The organism is Leucobacter chironomi DSM 19883, from assembly GCF_000421845.1.
In the GTDB taxonomy this organism is placed as follows: Bacteria; Actinomycetota; Actinomycetes; order Actinomycetales; family Microbacteriaceae; genus Leucobacter; species Leucobacter chironomi.
In genome coordinates, this window is record NZ_ATXU01000007.1 from 1 (window position 1) to 17,978 (window position 17,978).

The following is a 17,978-nucleotide window of genomic DNA, read 5'->3' on the forward strand; positions in this document are numbered from 1 at the left end:
TTCAGGGTGTGGATCGCAGCTCAGGCGGAGGAATTAGCCCAAAAGCTCAGTTTGAACTGCGATCCACACCCTGAACTGCGGGCAAAAGTAGGAGCCGGGGCAGGGGTGAGGGGGCAGGGGGCAGGCGGCAGGCGGCAGGGGCAAGCGGGAGGGGCAAGCAGGAAGGGCAGGAATAGGAGAGTTGAGGGGAATAGGCAGACCGGGGCTTGAGTTGATGCAGGGCATACCCCTTAGGGGTATGCTGAGAAAAGCCGCAACGAGAGGACCCGCCATGACCACCGCACCCCGCACCACCGACTACCTCGTCACCGGCATGAGCTGCGGCCACTGCGAGCACGCCATCCGCCAGGAGGTCACCGCAGTGCCCGGCGTCGCCGCGGTCGAGGTCAGCGCCGGCACCGGCCTGCTGCGCGTCGAGCACGCCGAGCAGCTCGACGACGCCGCGATCCTCGCCGCCGTCGACGAGGCCGGCTACACCGCCGCCCGCGCCTGAGCCATGAGCACCAGCACCTACGAGCTCGAGATCGGCGGCATGACCTGCGCCTCGTGCGCGGCCCGCATCGAGAAGAAGCTGAACCGGCTCGACGGCGTCGAGGCCAGCGTCAACTACGCCACCGAGAAGGCGCGCGTCGAAGCCCCGGGCGACCTCGATCCGCAGCAGCTCATCGCCGAGGTCGAGAAGACCGGCTACACCGCGGCGCTCCCCGCACCCCCGTCCAGCGCAGCCGACGCAGCCAGCGCAGCCGACACCGCCGACCCCGAACTCGCCTCCCTGCGGCAACGCCTCATCGGCTCCGTCTGGCTCTCGGTGCCCGTGATCCTCATCTCGATGATCCCCGCCCTGCAGTTCGACTACTGGCAGTGGGCGGCCCTCACCCTCACCGCCCCCGTCATCGTGTGGGCGGCGTGGCCGTTCCACCGGGCAGCCTGGGTCAACCTGAAGCACGGCGCCGCCACCATGGACACGCTCGTGTCGGTGGGAACCTCTGCCGCGTTCCTGTGGTCGCTCTACGCGCTGTTCCTCGGCACCGCGGGTGAGAAGGGCATGACCCACGCCTTCGAGCTCACCGTGCACCCCCACGACGGCGCCGGCAACATCTACCTCGAAGTGGCCGCGGGAGTCACCATGTTCCTGCTGGCGGGGCGCTACTTCGAGAAGCGCTCGAAGCGGCAGGCGGGATCCGCGCTGCGCGCGCTGCTCGAGCTCGGCGCGAAGGACGTCGCCGTGCGGCGCGACGGCGTCGAGACCCGCCTCCCCGTCGAGCAGCTGAGCGTCGGAGACGAGTTCGTGGTGCGCCCCGGCGAGAAGATCGCCGTCGACGGCGTCATCGTCGAGGGCGCCACCGCCGTCGACGCCTCCCTGCTGACGGGCGAGTCCGTGCCCGTGGAGGCCGCCGCTGGCGACACCGTCACGGGCGGCACCGTCTCCACGAGCGGCCGCATCGTGGTGCGGGCCACCCGCGTCGGCAGCGACACGCAACTCGCGCAGATGGCGCGCATGGTCGAGGAGGCGCAGTCGGGCAAGGCCGAGGTGCAGCGGCTCGCGGATCGCATCTCGGGAATCTTCGTGCCGATCGTGCTCGTGATCGCCCTCGCCACGCTCATCGCCTGGTTCGCACTCGGCTTCTCGGCGGCGAGCGCGTTCACCGCAGCCGTCGCCGTGCTCATCATCGCCTGCCCCTGCGCGCTCGGGCTCGCGACGCCCACCGCGCTGCTCGTCGGCACGGGCCGCGGCGCGCAGCTCGGAATCCTGATCAAGGGGCCCGAGGTCCTCGAATCCACGCGCCGCGTCGACACCGTCGTCCTCGACAAGACCGGCACGGTGACGAGCGGGCGCATGGAGCTGGCCGAGGTGGTGCCCGCGCCGGGTCAGGATCGGGCCGAGCTGCTGCGCCTGGTGGGCGGGGTCGAGATCGCGTCGGAGCATCCCATCGCGCAGGCGATCGGGCGCGGCGCCGCCGCAGAGCTCGGGATCGCGACGGCGGATCTGCCGGCCGCGGAGTCGTTCCGGAACGTCGCCGGGCGGGGGGTGACCGCGATCGTCGCGGGCGCAGCGGTCATCGTGGGCCGCACCTCGCTGCTGGAGGACTGGGCCGTGGCCGTCGATCCGTGGCTGCTCGCCGAGAAGCAGCGGCTCGAGAGCACCGGCCGCACCGTCGTCCTCGCGGCGTGGGACGGCGCGGCGCGAGGCCTCCTCGCGGTCGCCGACACCGTGAAGCCCACCAGCCCCGAGGCGATCCGCGCACTCGAACGGCTCGGCCTCGAAGCTGTGCTGCTGACGGGAGACAACCGGGCCGTCGCCGAACGCGTCGCCGCGGAGGTCGGCATCGCGCGCGTCCACGCCGAGGTGCTGCCCGGGGACAAGGTCGAGGTCATCGCGGCGCTGCAGGCCGAGGGCCGCGTCGTCGCGATGGTCGGCGACGGCGTCAACGACGCCCCCGCGCTCGCGCGGGCCGACCTCGGCCTCGCGATGGGCACCGGCACCGACGCCGCGATCGAGGCCGCCGACATCACGCTCGTGCGCGGCGACCTGCGCAGCGCGGCCGACGCCATCCGGCTGTCGCGCCGCACCCTCGCGACGATCAAGGGCAACCTGTTCTGGGCCTTCGCCTACAACGTCGCCGCGATCCCGCTCGCCGCGCTCGGGCTGCTCAACCCGATGATCGCGGGCGCCGCGATGGCCTTCTCGAGCGTCTTCGTCGTGGGCAACAGCTTGCGCCTGCGCCGTTTCAGAAGCCTCTCCCGGTAGGGCGGCGACGGGTAACGTTCAGTGGAGACAGGTATTGGAGGAGCGATGCAGGACGAGTGCGAGCCCGAGTTCAGCGCCGGGCACCCGGAACGGCCCGATGCCGCCGACGGGGGCGGTCACGGCCACTCCCACGACCACGGAATCGGCAGCGGATCCGGAACTCCCGGCACCGCCACCGCGAAGCACCGCAAGCGGCTGATCCTCGTGCTCTCCATCACCCTCGGCGTCTTCGTCGTGCAGGTGGTGGGCGCGTTCATCTCGAACTCGCTGTCGCTGCTGGCCGACGCCGGGCACATGCTCACCGACGCGACCGGCGTCGCGATCGCCCTCATCGCGAGCCTCATCGCCGGGCTGCCCGCCACCTCGAAGCGCACCTTCGGCTATCTGCGCGTCGAGGTGCTCGCCGCGCTCGTCAACGGCATCGTGCTGGGCGTGATCGCGGTGGTCATCCTGGTGCAGGCGATCTCGCGCTTCGGCGCGGAGGTCGAGGTGCACTCGGGGCCCATGCTCGTGGCGGCGGTGATCGGCGCCGTCGCGAACCTGGTCTCGCTGCTGATCCTGCAGGCCGGCCAGAAGGAGAGCCTCAATGTGCGGGGCGCGTACCTCGAGGTGCTGGGCGACCTGCTCGGCTCGGTCGCGGTGATCATCGCCGGCGTCATCATCATGCTCACCGGCTGGAACACCGTCGACCAGATCGCGTCGATCCTCATCGCCCTGCTCATCTTCCCCCGCGCGATCAGCCTGCTGCGCGACGTCGTCGACGTGCTGCTCGAGGCCTCACCCAAGAACATCGACGTCGACGCCGCTCGCGACCACATGCTCGCCGTGCCCGGTGTCACCGAGGTGCACGATGTGCACGCCTGGACCATCACCTCGGGGGTGCCGGCGTTCTCGGCGCACGTCACCGTCTCCGACGCGGCGTGGAGCGAGCGCGACTACCACGCGATCCTCGACGAGCTGCGGGCGTGCCTGCACGAGCACTTCGACACCTCGCACGTCACCCTGCAGCTCGAACCCGCGAGCCACGGCGAGAACTCCTCACATGCACGTGCGTGACTGCGGGCCCCTCAGGTCGGCGAGGAGAGTGGAGCTCCGCGCGCCTCGGCGGCGCGCGGGGCGACGAAGGAGCAACGCGCGAGGGGTCCCCGTCCGGGCGCGGAGACCGGTCTCCGAACCGCGACACGCCCGGCCCTCCCCTCGCGCAGGCGCAGAACCGCGCCGATTCTTATTTTGAGTTATTCAAAACAAGTAGGCTGATGCCATGAGCGCGAACACCCCGGCCCCTCACGAACCGTGGAGCAGCCTGCTCCGCGCGCGCGGGCTGCGCGTCACCGAGGGCCGCCTCTCCGCTCTCGACCACATCGCCGCCCACCCGCACAGCTCGGCCGCCGCCATCCACACGGCCCTCACCGAGCAGCAGCCGTCGCTCTCCCCCCAGTCGGTGCACAACATCGTCAACGACCTCACCCAGCACGGCCTGCTGCGCCGCATCGACCCGCCCGACTCCGGCAGCGCCCTCTACGAGACCCGCCTGCACGACAACCACCATCACGTGCAGTGCATCGTCTGCCACCGCATCGAAGACGTCGACTGCGCCCTCGGCGCGGCGCCGTGCATGCTGCCCCCGCAGACCCACGGCATGCGCATCATCGAGGCCACCGTCACCTTCCGCGGCATCTGCGCCGCCTGCGAACGGCGGGCCGAGACGCGCGAGGCCGATCCCGAGGCCGCAACCGCGGCCGCCGGACCCGCACCAGCCGCCTGATCCGCGCCCCGCCGCGAGCTCGACGCCGAGCCCCTCCGCGGCTCCCCCATGCCCGAACACGTCCGACACACCCCCGAAGAAAGGAACCGGCATTGACTGACGAGCTCAAGTGCCCCGTCGACCACAGCGGCAGGGGCCCCGCCCCCACCGAGGGCACGGCGAAGCCCGCCGCAGGCGCGACCACCAACTCCGACTGGTGGCCCGACCGCCTCAACCTGAAGATCCTTGCCAAGAACCCCGACGTCGCCAACCCCCAGGGTGCCGACTTCGACTACCGCGCCGCCTTCGAGACGCTCGACCTGCCCGCCGTGAAGGCCGACATCGCCAAGGTGCTCACCGATTCGCAGCCCTGGTGGCCCGCCGACTTCGGCAACTACGGCCCGCTCTTCATCCGCATGGCCTGGCACTCGGCCGGCACCTACCGCGTCTTCGACGGCCGCGGCGGCGGCGGCACCGGCCAGCAGCGCTTCGCGCCCCTCAACAGCTGGCCCGACAACGTCGGCCTCGACAAGGCGCGCCGCCTGCTGTGGCCCGTCAAGAAGAAGTACGGCAAGTCGCTCTCGTGGGGCGACCTCATGATCCTCGCCGGCAACGTCGCGCACGAGCAGATGGGCATGCCCACCTTCGGCTTCGCCGGCGGTCGCCCCGACGTGTGGGAGCCGGACGACGACGTGTACTGGGGCTCCGAGGGCAGCTGGCTCGGCGACGAGGCCCGCCTCGGCGACGACGGCAAGGCCAAGCTCTCCGAACCGCTCGGCGCGACCATGATGGGCCTCATCTACGTCAACCCCGAGGGCCCGCGCGCGAGCGGCGACCCCCTCGCCGCGGCGCTCCAGATCCGCGAGACCTTCGCCCGCATGGCCATGAACGACGAGGAGACCGTCGCCCTCATCGCCGGCGGCCACACCTTCGGCAAGACCCACGGCGCCGCCCCCGAGGGCGACCACGTCGCGGCCGAACCCGAGGGCGCCCCCATGGAGCAGATGGGCCTCGGCTGGAAGAGCAGCTTCGGCACCGGCCACGGCAAGGACACCATCGGCTCGGGCCTCGAGGTCACCTGGACCTACCACCCCACGCGCTGGGACAACGAGTTCTTCCACATCCTCTTCGCCTACGAGTGGGAGAAGGTCGACGGCCCCGGCGGCCACCACCACTGGCGCCCGAAGGACGGCGGCGGATCCGACATGGTGCCCGAGGCCGACTTCAGCGGCCGTCGCGAGCCCCGCATGCTCACCACCGACATCTCGCTGCGCGAGGATCCGATCTACCGCGAGATCTCGATGCGCTACCGCGACGACCAGCGCGCCTTCACCGAGGCCTACGCTCGCGCCTGGTTCAAGCTCACCCACCGCGATCTCGGCCCGAAGTCGCGCTACCTCGGCCCCGAGGTGCCCTCGGAGGATCTGATCTGGCAGGATCCGATCCCGGCGCGCAACTACGAGCTGATCGACGCCGCCGACATCGCCGCCCTCGAGCAGCGCATCGCCGAATCCGGCCTGACCGTCGCCGAGCTCGTCTCGACCGGCTGGGCGGCGGCCGCCACCTACCGCGGCAGCGACAAGCGCGGCGGCGCGAACGGCGGCCGCATCCGCCTCGAGCCGCAGCGCGACTGGGAGGTCAACAACCCCGAGCGCCTCGCCCGGGTGCTGCAGGTGCTCGACGGCGTCAAGGCGCAGTTCGACGCCGAGAACGAAGCCACCGGCAAGCGCGTCTCGATCGCCGACCTCACGGTGCTCGCCGGCAACGTGGGCGTGAAGCAGGCCGCCGAGGCCGCGGGCCGCACGGTCTCGATCCCCTTCACCCCGGGTCGCACCGATGCCTCGCAGCAGCAGACCGACGTCGAGTCGTTCGACTACCTCAAACCGGCCGCCGACGGCTTCCGCAACTACGAGAGCCCGCGGGCCCTCGGACGCCCCGCCGAGCAGCTGCTCGTCGACCGCGCCAACCTGCTCACCCTGTCGGCCCCCGAGATGACCGTGCTCGTCGGCGGTCTGCGCGTGCTCGACGCCAACTGGGACGGCTCGAAGCACGGCGTGCTCACCGACCGCCCGGGCGTGCTCACGAACGACTTCTTCGTGAACCTGCTCGATCTGAACACGAACTGGCGCGCGATCGACCCCGAGTCGCGCACCTTCCAGGCCACCGATGAGACCACGGGCGAGGAGACCTGGACCGGCACCCGCGCCGACCTCGTGTTCGGCTCGAACAGCGAGCTGCGCGCGGTCGCCGAGGTGTACGCCAGCGACGACGCCGCCGACCGGTTCGTCGACGACTTCGTGCGCGCCTGGGTCAAGGTCGCGAACCTCGACCGCTTCGATCTGCGGTAGCCGACGCTCGGCCTCGGCGAGGGGATGCCTTCCTGTCGCGAGGATGCCTGAACACCCGTTCACCCGGCATCCTCCCGAAGGGGAGGCATCCCCTCGTCGCACGTCGACGGTGCGGGTGCGGCAATCGCCCCTCAGCCGAACCTCGGGCCGCCCTCCGGCTGCGCCAGATGCCGGGCCACGCGATGCTCGAGCCCGAGGCGCACGCCCGGCCACTCGGGTTGCGTAATCGAGAACACGACCGTGTCGCGCAGGTAGCCGGCCGGTTCCCGCAGGTGCGCGCGCAGGATCCCGTCCTGCCGCGCCCCGAGCCGGGCGATCGCCTCGCGCGACTGCTGATTGTGGAAGCCGGTGCGGAACTCGACGGCAGGGCACCCCCACACCTCGAAGGCGTGCGCGAGCAGCAGCAGCTTCGACTCCGGGTTCGTGCCGGTGCCGTGAGCGCTCTCGGCGTTCCAGGTCGACCCGATCTCGACGCGCGGTGTGGTGGCGTCGATGTGCATGAAGGTGGTCATGCCGATGACGCGGCCGGTGTCGGTTCGGCGCGCGGTGAAGGGGAGCATGGAGCCCTGCCGCTGCAGCTCCAGCCGGCGCTGGATCTCGGCGGCCATGCCGTCCGGGGAGGGCACGCGAGCGTACCAGCGCCGCCACATCTCGCCGTCGCGCACCGCCTCGACGAGCTCGTCGTGGTGCTCGGCGGCGAGGGGTTCGAGCGTGACGAGCCTGCCCCGCAGGGTGCCGGGGTGGTCGAGGGTCATCGGGGGTCTCCCGTCGGTCAGTCGAGCAGCAGCGCCGGCTCCTCGAGCACGGAGGCCACGTCGGCCACGAAGCGCGAGATCACGTCTCCGTCGACGATGCGGTGGTCGAAGGATCCGCCCACGGTGGTGACCATGCGGGGGCGCACTTCGCCGTCGACGACCCAGGGCTTCTGCTTGATCGTGCCCATCGCCATGATGGCGCATTCGCCCGGGTTGAGGATGGGGGTGCCGAAGTCCATGCCGAAGACGCCGATGTTGGTGATCGTGATGGTGCCGTTCTGCATCTCGGCGGGCTGGGTGCGGCCCTCGCGCGCGGTGAGGGTGAGCTGCTCGATCGCCTTCGCGAGGTCGAGCAGGCTGAGCTCTTGCGCATCCTTGATGTTGGGCACCACGAGGCCGCGCGGTGTGGCCGCGGCGATGCCGAGGTTCACGAAGTTGTGGCGGATGATCTCGGTGTCGGTGAAGGTCGAGTTGATCTCGGGGTTGCGGCGGATCGCCCAGAGCATCGCCTTCGCGAAGATGAGCAGCGGAGACACCTTGACCCCGGCGAAGTCGGTGGAGTTCTTGAGGCGCTTCACGAACTCCATGGTGCGGGTGGCGTCGACGTCGGTGAAGACGCCCACGTGGGGGGCTTCGGTCGAGCTGGTCACCATCGCCTTCGCGATCTGCTTGCGCATGCCCTTCAACGGGATGCGCTCCTCGCGGGCCTCGGAGGCCTCGGGCGTCGTGATGTTGCGGAAGAGGCTGGCCTGCGTGGCGTGCCGCACGACGTCGTCGCGCAGGATCTCGCCGGCGATGCCGGTGCCCTGCACCTGCGCGAGGTCGACGCCGAGATCTTTGGCGAGCTTGCGGATGGGCGGCTTCGCGATGATCGGAGCCGCCTCGGCGACGGGGATCGGCGCCTGTGCGCGGGGCGATCCGTGCAGCAGCGGCTCGCCGCCGCGTCGCCGCCGCGAGCTCACCGCACCGCCGGTGCCGTAGCCGACGAGCACGGCGCCGCCCTCGTCCTCGTGCTCGACGCTGGCGGCCGCGTCGGCGACGGCCGCGCGGGTCTCCTCGTCGGCACCGGCCGAAGCGCCGGCCGAAGCGCCGGCGGGCTCGGCGGGGGTGCCGGCCGGATCCTCAGCGGTCGCCCCGGTGGTGACGCGCAGGATGGGATCCCCCACGGGCACCGTCTGGCCGACCTCGGCGAGCAGCGCGGTGACGGTGCCGGTGAACGGCGACGGCAGTTCGACGAGCGACTTCGCCGTCTCGATCTCGCAGATGACCTGGTTGAGCTCGACGGTGTCGCCGGGCGCGACGTGCCAGGTGACGATCTCGGCCTCGGTCAGGCCCTCGCCGACGTCGGGAAGGGGGAACGTCATCTCGCTCATGGTTGCTCCTGGGGTTCGATGTGGTTCAGTCTAGGCGCGGCGGGCGGGGTCGCCGGCTAGTAGTGCATCGTGCGGTCGACGGCTTCGAGCACCCGGTCGGCGTCGGGCAGGTAGAGCCCTTCGAGCCGGGCGGGCGGGAAGGGCACGTCGTACCCGGAGACGCGCAGCACGGGGGCCTGCAGCGAGTAGAAGGCGTGCTCGGCCACGTGCGCGGCGATCTCGCTGCCCACGCTCGCGCCGCCCTGCGCTTCCTGCGCGACGACGAGGCGGCCGGTCTTGCGCACCGAGTCGAGCAGCGGCTCGTAGTCGATGGGCGAGAGGCTGCGCAGATCGACGACCTCGAGGCTGGTGCCCTCGCCCTGCGCGATCTCCGCGGCCTGCAGCAGTGCGGTGACCATCGCACCGTGGCCCACCACGGTGCAGTCGGTGCCGGGACGGGCGACGCGGGTGCGGTGCAGCTCGGCCGAGGGGGCTGCGGGATCGACCTCGCCCTTCTGCCAGTACTTCGCCTTGGGCTCGAAGAACAGCACGGGGTCGTCGCTCTGGATCGCCTGTTGGATCATCCAGTAGGCGTCGTTGGGGGTGGATGGCGCCACGACGCGCAGGCCGGGGGTGTGCGCGAAGTAGGCCTCGGGGCTCTCCTGGTGGTGCTCGACGGCGCCGATGTGGCCGCCGTAGGGCACGCGGATCACCACCGGCATCGAGATCTTGCCGTCATGCCGGTTGGTGATCTTCGCGAGCTGCGTGACGATCTGGTTGAAGGCCGGGAAGATGAAGCCGTCGAACTGGATCTCGATGACCGGCCGGTAGCCGCGCATGGCGAGGCCGATGGCGCTGCCCACGATGCCGGCTTCGGCGAGCGGGGTGTCGAGCACGCGGGCCGAACCGAACTCGGCCTGCAGCTTGTCGGTGACGCGGAACACGCCGCCCAGCGGGCCGATGTCCTCGCCCATGAGCAGCACGCGGTCGTCGGAGGCCATCGCCGTGCGCAGCCCCTCGTTGATGGCGCGAGCGAGCGGCAGGGTGGTGCGCTCGGTGAGTGTGGTGACGGGGCTCACTGCTCCGCTCCTTCCGCGAACGACGCCTCGTAGCGCGCGAGCCACTCCCGCTGCTCCTCGATGCGGGGGTGGGGCTCGGAGTAGACGTGGGTGAACATCGAGTCGGCCTCGGGCGCGGGGAGGGTCAGGATCCCGTCGCGGATCCGCTTCGCCTCGCGATCCGCGGCCTCGCGCGCCTCCTCGAAGAAGGCGTCGTCGACGCCGAGGGAGCGCAGGTGCTGTTCGAGGCGCACGATCGGGTCGCGCTGCTGCCACAGTTCGAGCTCGGCCGCCTCGCGGTAGCGGGTGGGGTCGTCGCTCGTGGTGTGCGCACCGATGCGGTAGGTGAGGGCTTCGATGTAGCCGGGGCCGTGGCCTTCGCGGGCGAGGCGCAGGAAACGGCGGCCCACGGCGTAGGCGGCGAGCGGGTCGTTGCCGTCGATCTGCACGGCGCGCAGCCCGAAGCCGAGCGCGCGGCGGTAGAGCGGGGTGCGCGACTGACGGGCCACGGGCACCGAGATGGCCCAGCCGTTGTTCTGCACCACGAAGACCTCGGGGGTCTGGTAGCTGGCCGCGAAGATCATCGCCTCGTTGGCGTCGCCCTGGCTGGAGGTGCCGTCGCCGTAGAAGACCATGGTGGCCTCGCCGGTCGCGGTGCCGGCCTCGCCCGCGTCGAGCGCCGTGTCGGCGGCGCGGCGCTTGGCGTCGAGCAGCTGGCCGAGCGCGTAGCCGGTGGCGTGCTGGGTCTGCGCGCCGAGCACGAGCGTGTAGAGGTGGAAGTTGCCGTGCGCGGGGTCGGTGACGTCCCAGCCGCCGTGGGTGAGGCCGCGGAACAGCGCGGCCACCTGCACGAGCGGCACGCCCCTGATGTGGGCGATGGCGTGCTCGCGGTAGGCGGGGAAGATGTGGTCCTGCGGTTCGGCGGCGCGACCGAGGCCCACCTGGCAGCCCTCCTGGCCGACGCTCGGCACCCAGAGCGCGAGCTGGCCCTGCCGCTGCAGGTGGGTGCACTCGGTGTCGAAGGCGCGGGTGGAGACCATGTCGCGGTACCACTGCTTGAATTCGTCGATCCCGACGGCTGCGAGCTCGTCGGCGAACTCGGCTGCGGTGGCCGAGGGCGCGTAGGCGCCCGCTTCGTCGAGGAAGCGGATCGGCTCGGGATCCGCCCCACCGTGCAGCGGGCCGTAAGTCGTCTGTTCGCTCATCCTGACCCAGTGTAATGAGCACCCCCGTCACCGCGCGGATATATCCCGGGGTTGGCGGGTCAGGCGTCAGTCGGCGGCGAGGAAGGCGCGCACGATGCGCAGCACCTCGGTCAGGCTTTCGCCCTCGCCGGCCGAGATGCGCACGCCGTGGCCGGCGAACGGTCTCACCAGAGTGCCGGCCTCCGCGAATGCGGCGGCGAGCGCCTGCGCGCTCTCTACACCGCCGCGGTCCCGCCCCTCGGGCACCCAGACGAAGTTGCCCTGCGCCTCTGGCACGGCGAGCCCGAGGTCGCGCAGTCCGGCGGCGAGCGCGTCGCGCCGTCGCGAGATCTCGGCGACGCGCTCGGCGTGCGCGGCGCGGGCCTCGGGGGTGAGGGAGGCGAGCGCCGCGCTCTCGGCGATGCCGGTGACGGAGAGGGGGATCCCCACGCTCGCGGCGGCGGACAGGATCGCCGGGTGCCCGACGCCGTAGCCGATGCGCAGTGCGGCGAGCCCGTACGCCTTCGAGAAGGTGCGCAGCACGACGAGGTTCGGGTGGGCGCGCAGCACGTCCTCGCCGCGCACGGCGTCGGGGGCGTCGACGAACTCGCGGTACGCCTCGTCGAGCACCACCAGGGTGTCGGCGGGGACGCGCGACATGAAACGGTCGAAGTCGGCGCGGCGGATCGCGGGCCCGGTGGGGTTGTTGGGTGTGCAGAGCAGGATCACGCGCGTGCGCTCGGTGATCGCGGCGGCCAGTGCCTCGAGGTCGTGCTCGGCGCCCGCGGTCAGCGGCACTGCGACGCCCGTGGCGCCGGAGGCGAGGCCGAGCGCCGGGTACGCCTCGAAGCTGGGCCAGGCGTAGAGGTACTCGTCGCCGGGGCCCGCGGCCGCGTGCACGAGCTGGTAGAGGATGGCGACGGATCCGGCGGCGAGGTGCACGTGGTCGAGGCTGACCCCGAACTCGCCGGCGAGCGCGGCGCGCAGTTCGGGCATGGCTGCGGCCGCGTACCGGTTGACCTCGCCCGCGCGCTGCGCCACGGCTTCGAGCACGCCCGGCAGCGGCGCGAAGGGGTTCTCGTTGCTCGACAGTTTGAAGCCCGGCTTGGTGGGGGTCGCGCCCTGCCGGTAGGCGGGGGTGGCGAGCACATCGGGGCGGATGCGAACGGGAGGCGCAGCGGTTTCGCTCATGGATCGCAATTCTAGTGAGCGGGTGCGGGGCGGCCCGTCGGCGACGCCGAATCGTCTCGGCCGCGGGGCCGTCACTGGCCGTCGAGGTCGGGGATCTCGGGCAGGTCCCACTGCAGCTCGGGCAACTCGATGGGAGTGGGCGTCGGCGCGGGCGCCGTCGGGATGATCGGCTGCTCGGGCCGCGTGGGCGACGGTTCGGGATCGGGTATCCGCTCGGACGGGACGGGCGGCGCGCACGCCATCACGACCGCGAGGGCGACCGAGGCGGCCGCTGCGGCGATCGCGAAGCGCATCGGCGCGCGGGCCCCGGCCGCCTCCCCGGAGACGGCCGCTCCCAGCTGCCGCTGTCGCAGCAGCAGGGAGAACGCGGGGGGCGCGGCCAGCACGAGCGCGATCACGCCGAGCAGCGGCCAGAACCGGCCCGTCGCGTCGCCCGCCCCGAGCAGGGCCACGAAGAGGGCCGCGAGCAGCGGCACCGGCAGCAGGCCGAGCGCCCCCGTGCCGAGCAGGGCGCCCATCAGCACCGGCCAGGCGGCCCCGACGAGGACGAGTACCACTCCCGCCCGGGCCCACGGAGGCCTCGACCACGTCTGGCGCAGGAAGCCGCGCGGCGCCGAGCGGGTGGTGCCCACGAGCAGCTGGAAGAGGTTCACGCAGATCGCGCCGATCACCGCGAACACCGCCGGGGGCACCGCGATGGCGACGAGCAGCCACGCGGCGAGGGCCGCCACGAGCCGGGTGCGCTCCCACACGGCCGAGGTCATCGCGAACGCGGCCTCACGCTGCTGCGGGTTCTGGGCGAGCACCCCGCTCAGCACCCGCATCGCCTGGGCGTCGGTGCGGGTGTGCACGTCGGAGGCGAGCAGCAGCAGGTCTTCGTGCTCGGGGTCGATCGCGAGCCCCTGCGCGACGAGGTGCGAGAGCTCGCCCTTGTCCGCGATCCCGCCGAGCATCTGGGCCGCCGCCGCGTAGACGCCGGCGTCGTGCGGAGCGAGCGCGACGGCCCGATGCACGTGCGCTCGGATGGGTTCGCGGTGGGACACGTCACCGCGCGGCTCGGCGCGCAGCGCCCACGCCGCGAAGAGGTGCGCGGCGGGCACCTCGGGGGCGAGCGCGAGCGCCCGGTCGATGTGGGGGCGCGCGAGCCGCGGCTGCTCATCCCTGAGCTCGAGCGCCGCGAGAGTGAGGTGCGCCCTCACGTCGTCGGGGTGCAGGGCGAGCGCGCGCTCCGCGGCGCTGCGCCCCTCCTCGGAGTGCGAGCACCGGTACTCGGTCCACCCGAGTTCGGACCAGAGCGCCGCGCTGTCCGGGAACGCGGCGACGCCGCGACGCAGCTCGGCGGCGGCCTCCTCGGCTCGCCCGAAATCCCAGAGCGCCGCGGCGCGCCGCAGATACCCGTTCGGATCCTCATCGGCGGACGAACCCGAAGGCTCCCGGCTCACGGAACCTCCGCGCCGTCGATCGGAGCCGCACCGCCCTGGCCCTGCGGCTGCTGGTTGCGCTGGCGGATCTCCTCGAGCGAGCGGTTCATCCGCTCGATCGCGTCGTCGTCGGGCAGCGAGCTGCGCCGCTCCTCCATCTCCTGCTGCAGCTGCTGAGTGCGCTCGCGCATCTCGAGCTCCATAGGGGTCGGCGGCGGATCGAACTCGGCGGCGTGCCGGTCGGCGAGCAGCCACGCACCGGCGATCCCCGCCGCCGCGCAGGCCAGCGCGGCGAGCACGAGCCACGGCGAGGTGCGCGACGATCCGCGTCGGAGGGAGACCACCCGGCCCGCGCGCAGCAGCAGGGCCACCAGGGGCGGCACGGCGAACGCCGCGGCCACCGCGGCGAGCGCACCCGCGGCTTCGGGCCGCATCTCGATCGGCTTCGCGTAGACCGGCATGAACGCGAGCAGCACCGCAACGCCGACCCGGGCGAGCCCCCACCATCCGTTGCGCAGCTCCTGCCGCGCCGCGGACAGGCCCTCGTCGTCGCGGGGGAACAGCCCCGTCCGCTGCTCCGAGCGGAACCGCGCGAACACGAACAGCACCTCGGCGATCATCAGCAGCCAAGCCGTGAAGCCGATGCCCATCGTGACGCCGCCGATGTAGCTGCCCTGCATCTCGAGATGGCGCTCACCGGATCGCACGCCGAGCGTCAGCGCCCACAGCAGCGTGCCGAGACCGCCGACGGCGGCGAGCGCGAAGCCGATCCACACCCACCACACCGGCGCGTAGAGGCGGCGCATGAAGCGTTTGGGCAACCCCCGCGTGCGAATGGTGAAAAGCAGCACGAACCACGCCATCGGCAGCACCAGCATCGCCTCGGCGAACTTGACCTGGGTGCGCCGGCTGCCGGGCGAGGGCTCGCCGAACACGAGGTAGGCGAATACCGTCAGCATCGCGAGCATCCAGAGTGCGAGGCCCGCGAGCAGCTGCGTGCGACCCCAGACCCGGTCGCTGATCTCTCTCGCGACCGAGCGCTGCACCGGATTGTCGGCGAGCACGCCCGCGAGCAGCCGCAGCGCCGCAGCCTCGTGCGCGGCGCCCATGCCGCCGATGCGCGGACTCGCCTGCCCGGCCCGCTCGCTCTCGCGCTCGGCGGCGAGCAGCCTCAGGCTCTCGGCGTCCGGATCGAGTGCGAGCGCGCGGCCGAGGGTGTCGGAGGCGGCGGCCGAGTCGCCGAGCTCGCGCAGCATGACCGTGGTGCGGCGCAGCGTCTCGACGTCTTCGGGCGCGAGCTGCAGGGCGCGGTCGAGGCTGGCGCGAGCCTCACGACGGCGCAGCTGCTTCGCCTTCCGCGGCCCCCGCGGGTCGGCGATCAGCGCTCGCGCCGCGTTCAGATGAGAGACGGGCCAGTCGGGATACGACTGCTGCAGCTCGCGGGCGTGGGCGAGGCCCTCATCGGCGCGGCCGTCGGCGATGGTCGTCTCGCACAGCGTGTTCAGGGCTCGGGGATCGCCCGGTCGCACCGCCAGGGTGCGGTGCGCGAGCTGCTCGGCCTGCTGCGGCTGCCCGGCGAAGAACAGCTGCCAGCCCAGATAGCCGAGCAGCTCGGAGTCGTCGGGGAACTCGGCGAGGCCACGCCTGAGCTCGGCGATGGCGTCTTCGACGCGGCCGAAGCCCACGAGCGCCTCGGCCCGCTCGAAGAAGCCGGCGGCCGTCTGCGACTCGGCCGCTCCCCCCGCGGGCGCCTCCATCAGAATCGCTTGTACTGCTTGAGCAGTTGCACGAGGTCGTCGTAGCGACCGTCGGTGTTCGCGTAGTTGGCGACGTTGCGCGCGCTGTCGAGCCAGGGCCCGATCGACGGTCTCACCTCTTTCAGGGCGCGGTTCATGTCGCCCATCGAGACCGGCTGCACCGCCCCTGACTTGATGGATGCGGCGAGCGCCTTCTCGGCCGCCGTGTCGCACAGGTGCTTGAGATCGGCGCCCGAGAAGCCCTCGGTCTTGCGGACGAGCACGGGGAGGTCGATGCCCTGGATGGGCCGCTGCTCGAGGTGGCTGCGCAGGATCGCCTCCCGCGCCGGCTCGTCGGGCGGGGAGACGAGCACCATGCGGTCGAAGCGCCCGGGGCGCAGCAGCGCCGCGTCGACGTCCCAGGGCATGTTGGTGGCCGCGAGCACGAACAGGCCGTCGTTGTCGCTGCCCACGCCGTCCATCTCCATGAGCAGCTGGTTGACGAGGTTGCGCAACCACTGCGAGCCCTGCGAGCTGCGCTTGCCGCCCACCGCGTCGATCTCATCGAGGAAGAGCACGGCGGGCGCCTTCTGGCGGGCCTCGGTGAAGGTCTTGTGGATGTTGCCCTCGCTCTCGCCCATCCACTTGCTCAGCACATCGGCGAGGGTGACCGAGATGAAGTGCGCGCCGAGCTCGCCCGCGATCGCGCGCGCCAGGTAGGTCTTGCCGCAGCCGGGCGGGCCGTAGAGCAGCAGGCCGCCGCCGAGGCTCTTCTTGAACGCCTTGGCGATCTCGGGGTGCGCGATCGGGTCGAGGAACGTCTCACGGATGCGCTGCTTCACCTGTACCAGGCCTCCGACGTCGGAGAGCCTCATCGTCTCGCGGCTGACCTCGACGGGCAGCGAGCCGTCGGGCGCCTCGGAGACGCCCACGTCGATCGTGCCGTCGGGGTTCTGGCCCGCCTGCTCGACGATGAACGGGGGCGGCAGCGGATTCTCGAACTGGTTCTCGAGCTGACGCCAGTCGACCCCCGACCCGGGCGTCTCGGGGTGCGAGTCGCCCTGGCCGTGCGGCTGATACGGCTGCGGCCGGGGCGTCTCGGTCGTGTACGCGGCGTGCTCGGGCGGCGACGAGGCACCGGCCGCTCCCTCGCCGGGGACGGTGTCGGACGGCGCCTCGCCGGTCAACCGATCGACGAGGGCGCGCGCACCCGCGTGCCCGGGCGCCTTCGAGAGCACCACCATGGCCTGCCCCAGCCCCTCGTCGCGCCGCCCCGCCTCGGCCAGTCGCTCGGCGTAGAGCGCGCGCAGCTCGGGGTCTTCCGGGGAGGCGGCCACCGCGGCAGCCAGACTGTTCAGCAGTGCGTCGGACATGGTTCGATGCTACCCGCGGCCTCCGACATGCACGGGGCGACGATCCCGCTCGAATGCGATCGCCGTCACTGAGGCGGTGCGCAGCCGAGGCTGTCAGACTGGAGGCATGCGTACCGTCATCCGCGTGCTCGTCAGCGCCTTCGCGCTGTGGCTCACCACGCTCATCGTGGGCGGCAGCGGCCGTCACGGGGTGTGGATCGACCCCATCAGCACAGACGATTACGCACCGATTCTCACCGTGCTGCTGGTCGCGCTCGTGTTCGGGCTCGTGAACGGCACGCTCGGCAAGGTCGTGCGTTTCGTCTCGATCCCGCTCTACATCCTCACCCTCGGCCTGTTCGGCCTCATCGTGAACGGCGTCCTGTTCGCGGTGGTCGCGTGGCTCTCCGACCTCGCCGGCTTCGGGCTGCGGATCGAGACCTTCTGGTGGGGCGTCCTCGCGGCGCTCGTGATGTCGGTCCTCTCGGGGATCCTGAACGCGCTGCTCGGCACCAACCGGAAGCGCGGCCGGGACTGACGGCGACGGCGCCCCGCCCGAAGCCGGAAGATACGGCAGACTGTCGAGCATGGACGCCGTCGATCCGATCCGCCCTTTCCGCATCAGCTTCGTCTGCACCGGCAACATCTGCCGCTCCCCCATGGGCGAGGTGATCTTCCGCGCGCTCGCCGAGCGGTCGGGGGTCGCCGAGCGCTTCCTGGTGTCCTCCCGCGGCACCCAGGGCTACCACGTCGGCGAGCCTGCGGATCCGCGCACCGTCGTCGCTCTGGCCGCAGCCGGCTACGACGGCGCAGCGCACCGCGCCGCTCAGGTCTCCCCCGCCGAAGTCGCCGACCACGACCTGCTGATCGCGCTGGACCGCGGCCACGAGCGCCACCTGCGGCGCCTCGGCGCCGATCCGCAGCGGCTCTCGCGGCTCACCGCGTTCGATCCTGATCGCCCCGCCGAGCCCGACGTGTTCGACCCCTACTACTCCGAGCAGCGGGCCTTCGACGAGGTGCTCGCCCAGGTCGAGCGCAGCAGCACGGCGCTGCTGGAGGATCTGATCCGCCGCCTCTGACCGCGCCCT

15 protein-coding genes are annotated in these 17,978 nt (G+C 71.9%); 7 read left to right on the forward strand and 8 right to left on the reverse strand.

Annotated features, from left to right (window positions below; translation table 11 throughout):
* The first annotated feature begins 271 nt into the window (after positions 1 to 271).
* The 5 genes from H629_RS0108765 to katG all read left to right on the forward strand — a co-directional run bounded on the left by H629_RS0108765 (position 272) and on the right by katG (position 6,841).
* Positions 272 to 493, forward strand: a complete 222-nt coding sequence (locus tag H629_RS0108765; RefSeq protein ID WP_024356898.1) for a heavy-metal-associated domain-containing protein — start codon at positions 272 to 274, stop codon at positions 491 to 493.
* A 3-nt stretch (positions 494 to 496) separates the two neighbouring features.
* Positions 497 to 2,749: a heavy metal translocating P-type ATPase gene (locus H629_RS0108770; RefSeq protein WP_024356899.1), complete on the forward strand. Its 2,253-nt coding sequence runs from the start codon at positions 497 to 499 to the stop codon at positions 2,747 to 2,749.
* A 45-nt stretch (positions 2,750 to 2,794) separates the two neighbouring features.
* The gene (locus H629_RS0108775; RefSeq protein ID WP_024356900.1) at positions 2,795 to 3,805 is read left to right on the forward strand and encodes a cation diffusion facilitator family transporter; all 1,011 of its coding nucleotides are present in this window, start codon (positions 2,795 to 2,797) and stop codon (positions 3,803 to 3,805) included.
* A gap of 205 nt (positions 3,806 to 4,010) precedes the next feature.
* The gene (locus H629_RS0108780; protein WP_024356901.1) at positions 4,011 to 4,514 is read left to right on the forward strand and encodes a Fur family transcriptional regulator; all 504 of its coding nucleotides are present in this window, start codon (positions 4,011 to 4,013) and stop codon (positions 4,512 to 4,514) included.
* Between the two features lie 92 nt (positions 4,515 to 4,606).
* Positions 4,607 to 6,841, forward strand: coding sequence for a catalase/peroxidase HPI (gene katG, locus H629_RS0108785; RefSeq protein ID WP_024356902.1), 2,235 nt, complete (start codon positions 4,607 to 4,609; stop codon positions 6,839 to 6,841).
* Between the two features lie 131 nt (positions 6,842 to 6,972).
* On the opposite strand, the gene H629_RS0108790 is transcribed toward katG, so the two are convergent.
* From H629_RS0108790 to H629_RS0108825, 8 genes are all read right to left on the reverse strand, one after another.
* Complete coding sequence (locus tag H629_RS0108790; protein ID WP_024356903.1) at positions 6,973 to 7,596, reverse strand: GNAT family N-acetyltransferase; 624 nt, start codon at positions 7,594 to 7,596, stop codon at positions 6,973 to 6,975.
* Positions 7,597 to 7,613: 17 nt separating this feature from the next.
* Positions 7,614 to 8,969, reverse strand: a complete 1,356-nt coding sequence (locus tag H629_RS0108795) for a dihydrolipoamide acetyltransferase family protein (RefSeq protein ID WP_024356904.1) — start codon at positions 8,967 to 8,969, stop codon at positions 7,614 to 7,616.
* A 56-nt stretch (positions 8,970 to 9,025) separates the two neighbouring features.
* Entirely contained in the window at positions 9,026 to 10,027 is a 1,002-nt protein-coding gene (locus tag H629_RS0108800; RefSeq protein ID WP_024356905.1) for an alpha-ketoacid dehydrogenase subunit beta, read from the reverse strand.
* Entirely contained in the window at positions 10,024 to 11,211 is a 1,188-nt protein-coding gene (locus tag H629_RS0108805; RefSeq protein ID WP_024356906.1) for a thiamine pyrophosphate-dependent enzyme, read from the reverse strand. Before H629_RS0108805 ends, H629_RS0108800 begins: the two co-directional genes overlap by 4 nt.
* A gap of 66 nt (positions 11,212 to 11,277) precedes the next feature.
* On the reverse strand, positions 11,278 to 12,381 hold the full coding sequence (locus tag H629_RS0108810; RefSeq protein WP_024356907.1) for a histidinol-phosphate transaminase: 1,104 nt from the start codon (positions 12,379 to 12,381) through the stop codon (positions 11,278 to 11,280).
* A gap of 71 nt (positions 12,382 to 12,452) precedes the next feature.
* Entirely contained in the window at positions 12,453 to 13,823 is a 1,371-nt protein-coding gene (locus H629_RS0108815) for a tetratricopeptide repeat protein (RefSeq protein WP_024356908.1), read from the reverse strand.
* Positions 13,820 to 15,559, reverse strand: a complete 1,740-nt coding sequence (locus H629_RS15380) for a tetratricopeptide repeat protein (RefSeq protein ID WP_024356909.1) — start codon at positions 15,557 to 15,559, stop codon at positions 13,820 to 13,822. Before H629_RS15380 ends, H629_RS0108815 begins: the two co-directional genes overlap by 4 nt.
* A complete protein-coding gene (locus H629_RS0108825; RefSeq protein WP_024356910.1) occupies positions 15,559 to 16,911 on the reverse strand; it encodes an AAA family ATPase in 1,353 nt (450 codons plus the stop codon). The genes H629_RS15380 and H629_RS0108825 overlap by 1 nt, the downstream gene beginning before the upstream one ends.
* 106 nt (positions 16,912 to 17,017) lie before the next feature.
* Between H629_RS0108825 and H629_RS0108830 the strand changes: the two genes are divergently transcribed.
* Together H629_RS0108830 and H629_RS0108835 are read left to right on the forward strand one after the other, a co-directional pair.
* Positions 17,018 to 17,428: a phage holin family protein gene (locus H629_RS0108830; RefSeq protein WP_024356911.1), complete on the forward strand. Its 411-nt coding sequence runs from the start codon at positions 17,018 to 17,020 to the stop codon at positions 17,426 to 17,428.
* A 49-nt stretch (positions 17,429 to 17,477) separates the two neighbouring features.
* Positions 17,478 to 17,969 carry a low molecular weight protein-tyrosine-phosphatase gene (locus tag H629_RS0108835; protein ID WP_024356912.1) on the forward strand — a complete coding sequence of 164 codons (492 nt, stop codon included), beginning with the start codon at positions 17,478 to 17,480 and terminating at the stop codon, positions 17,967 to 17,969.
* The last annotated feature ends 9 nt before the right edge of the window (positions 17,970 to 17,978 follow it).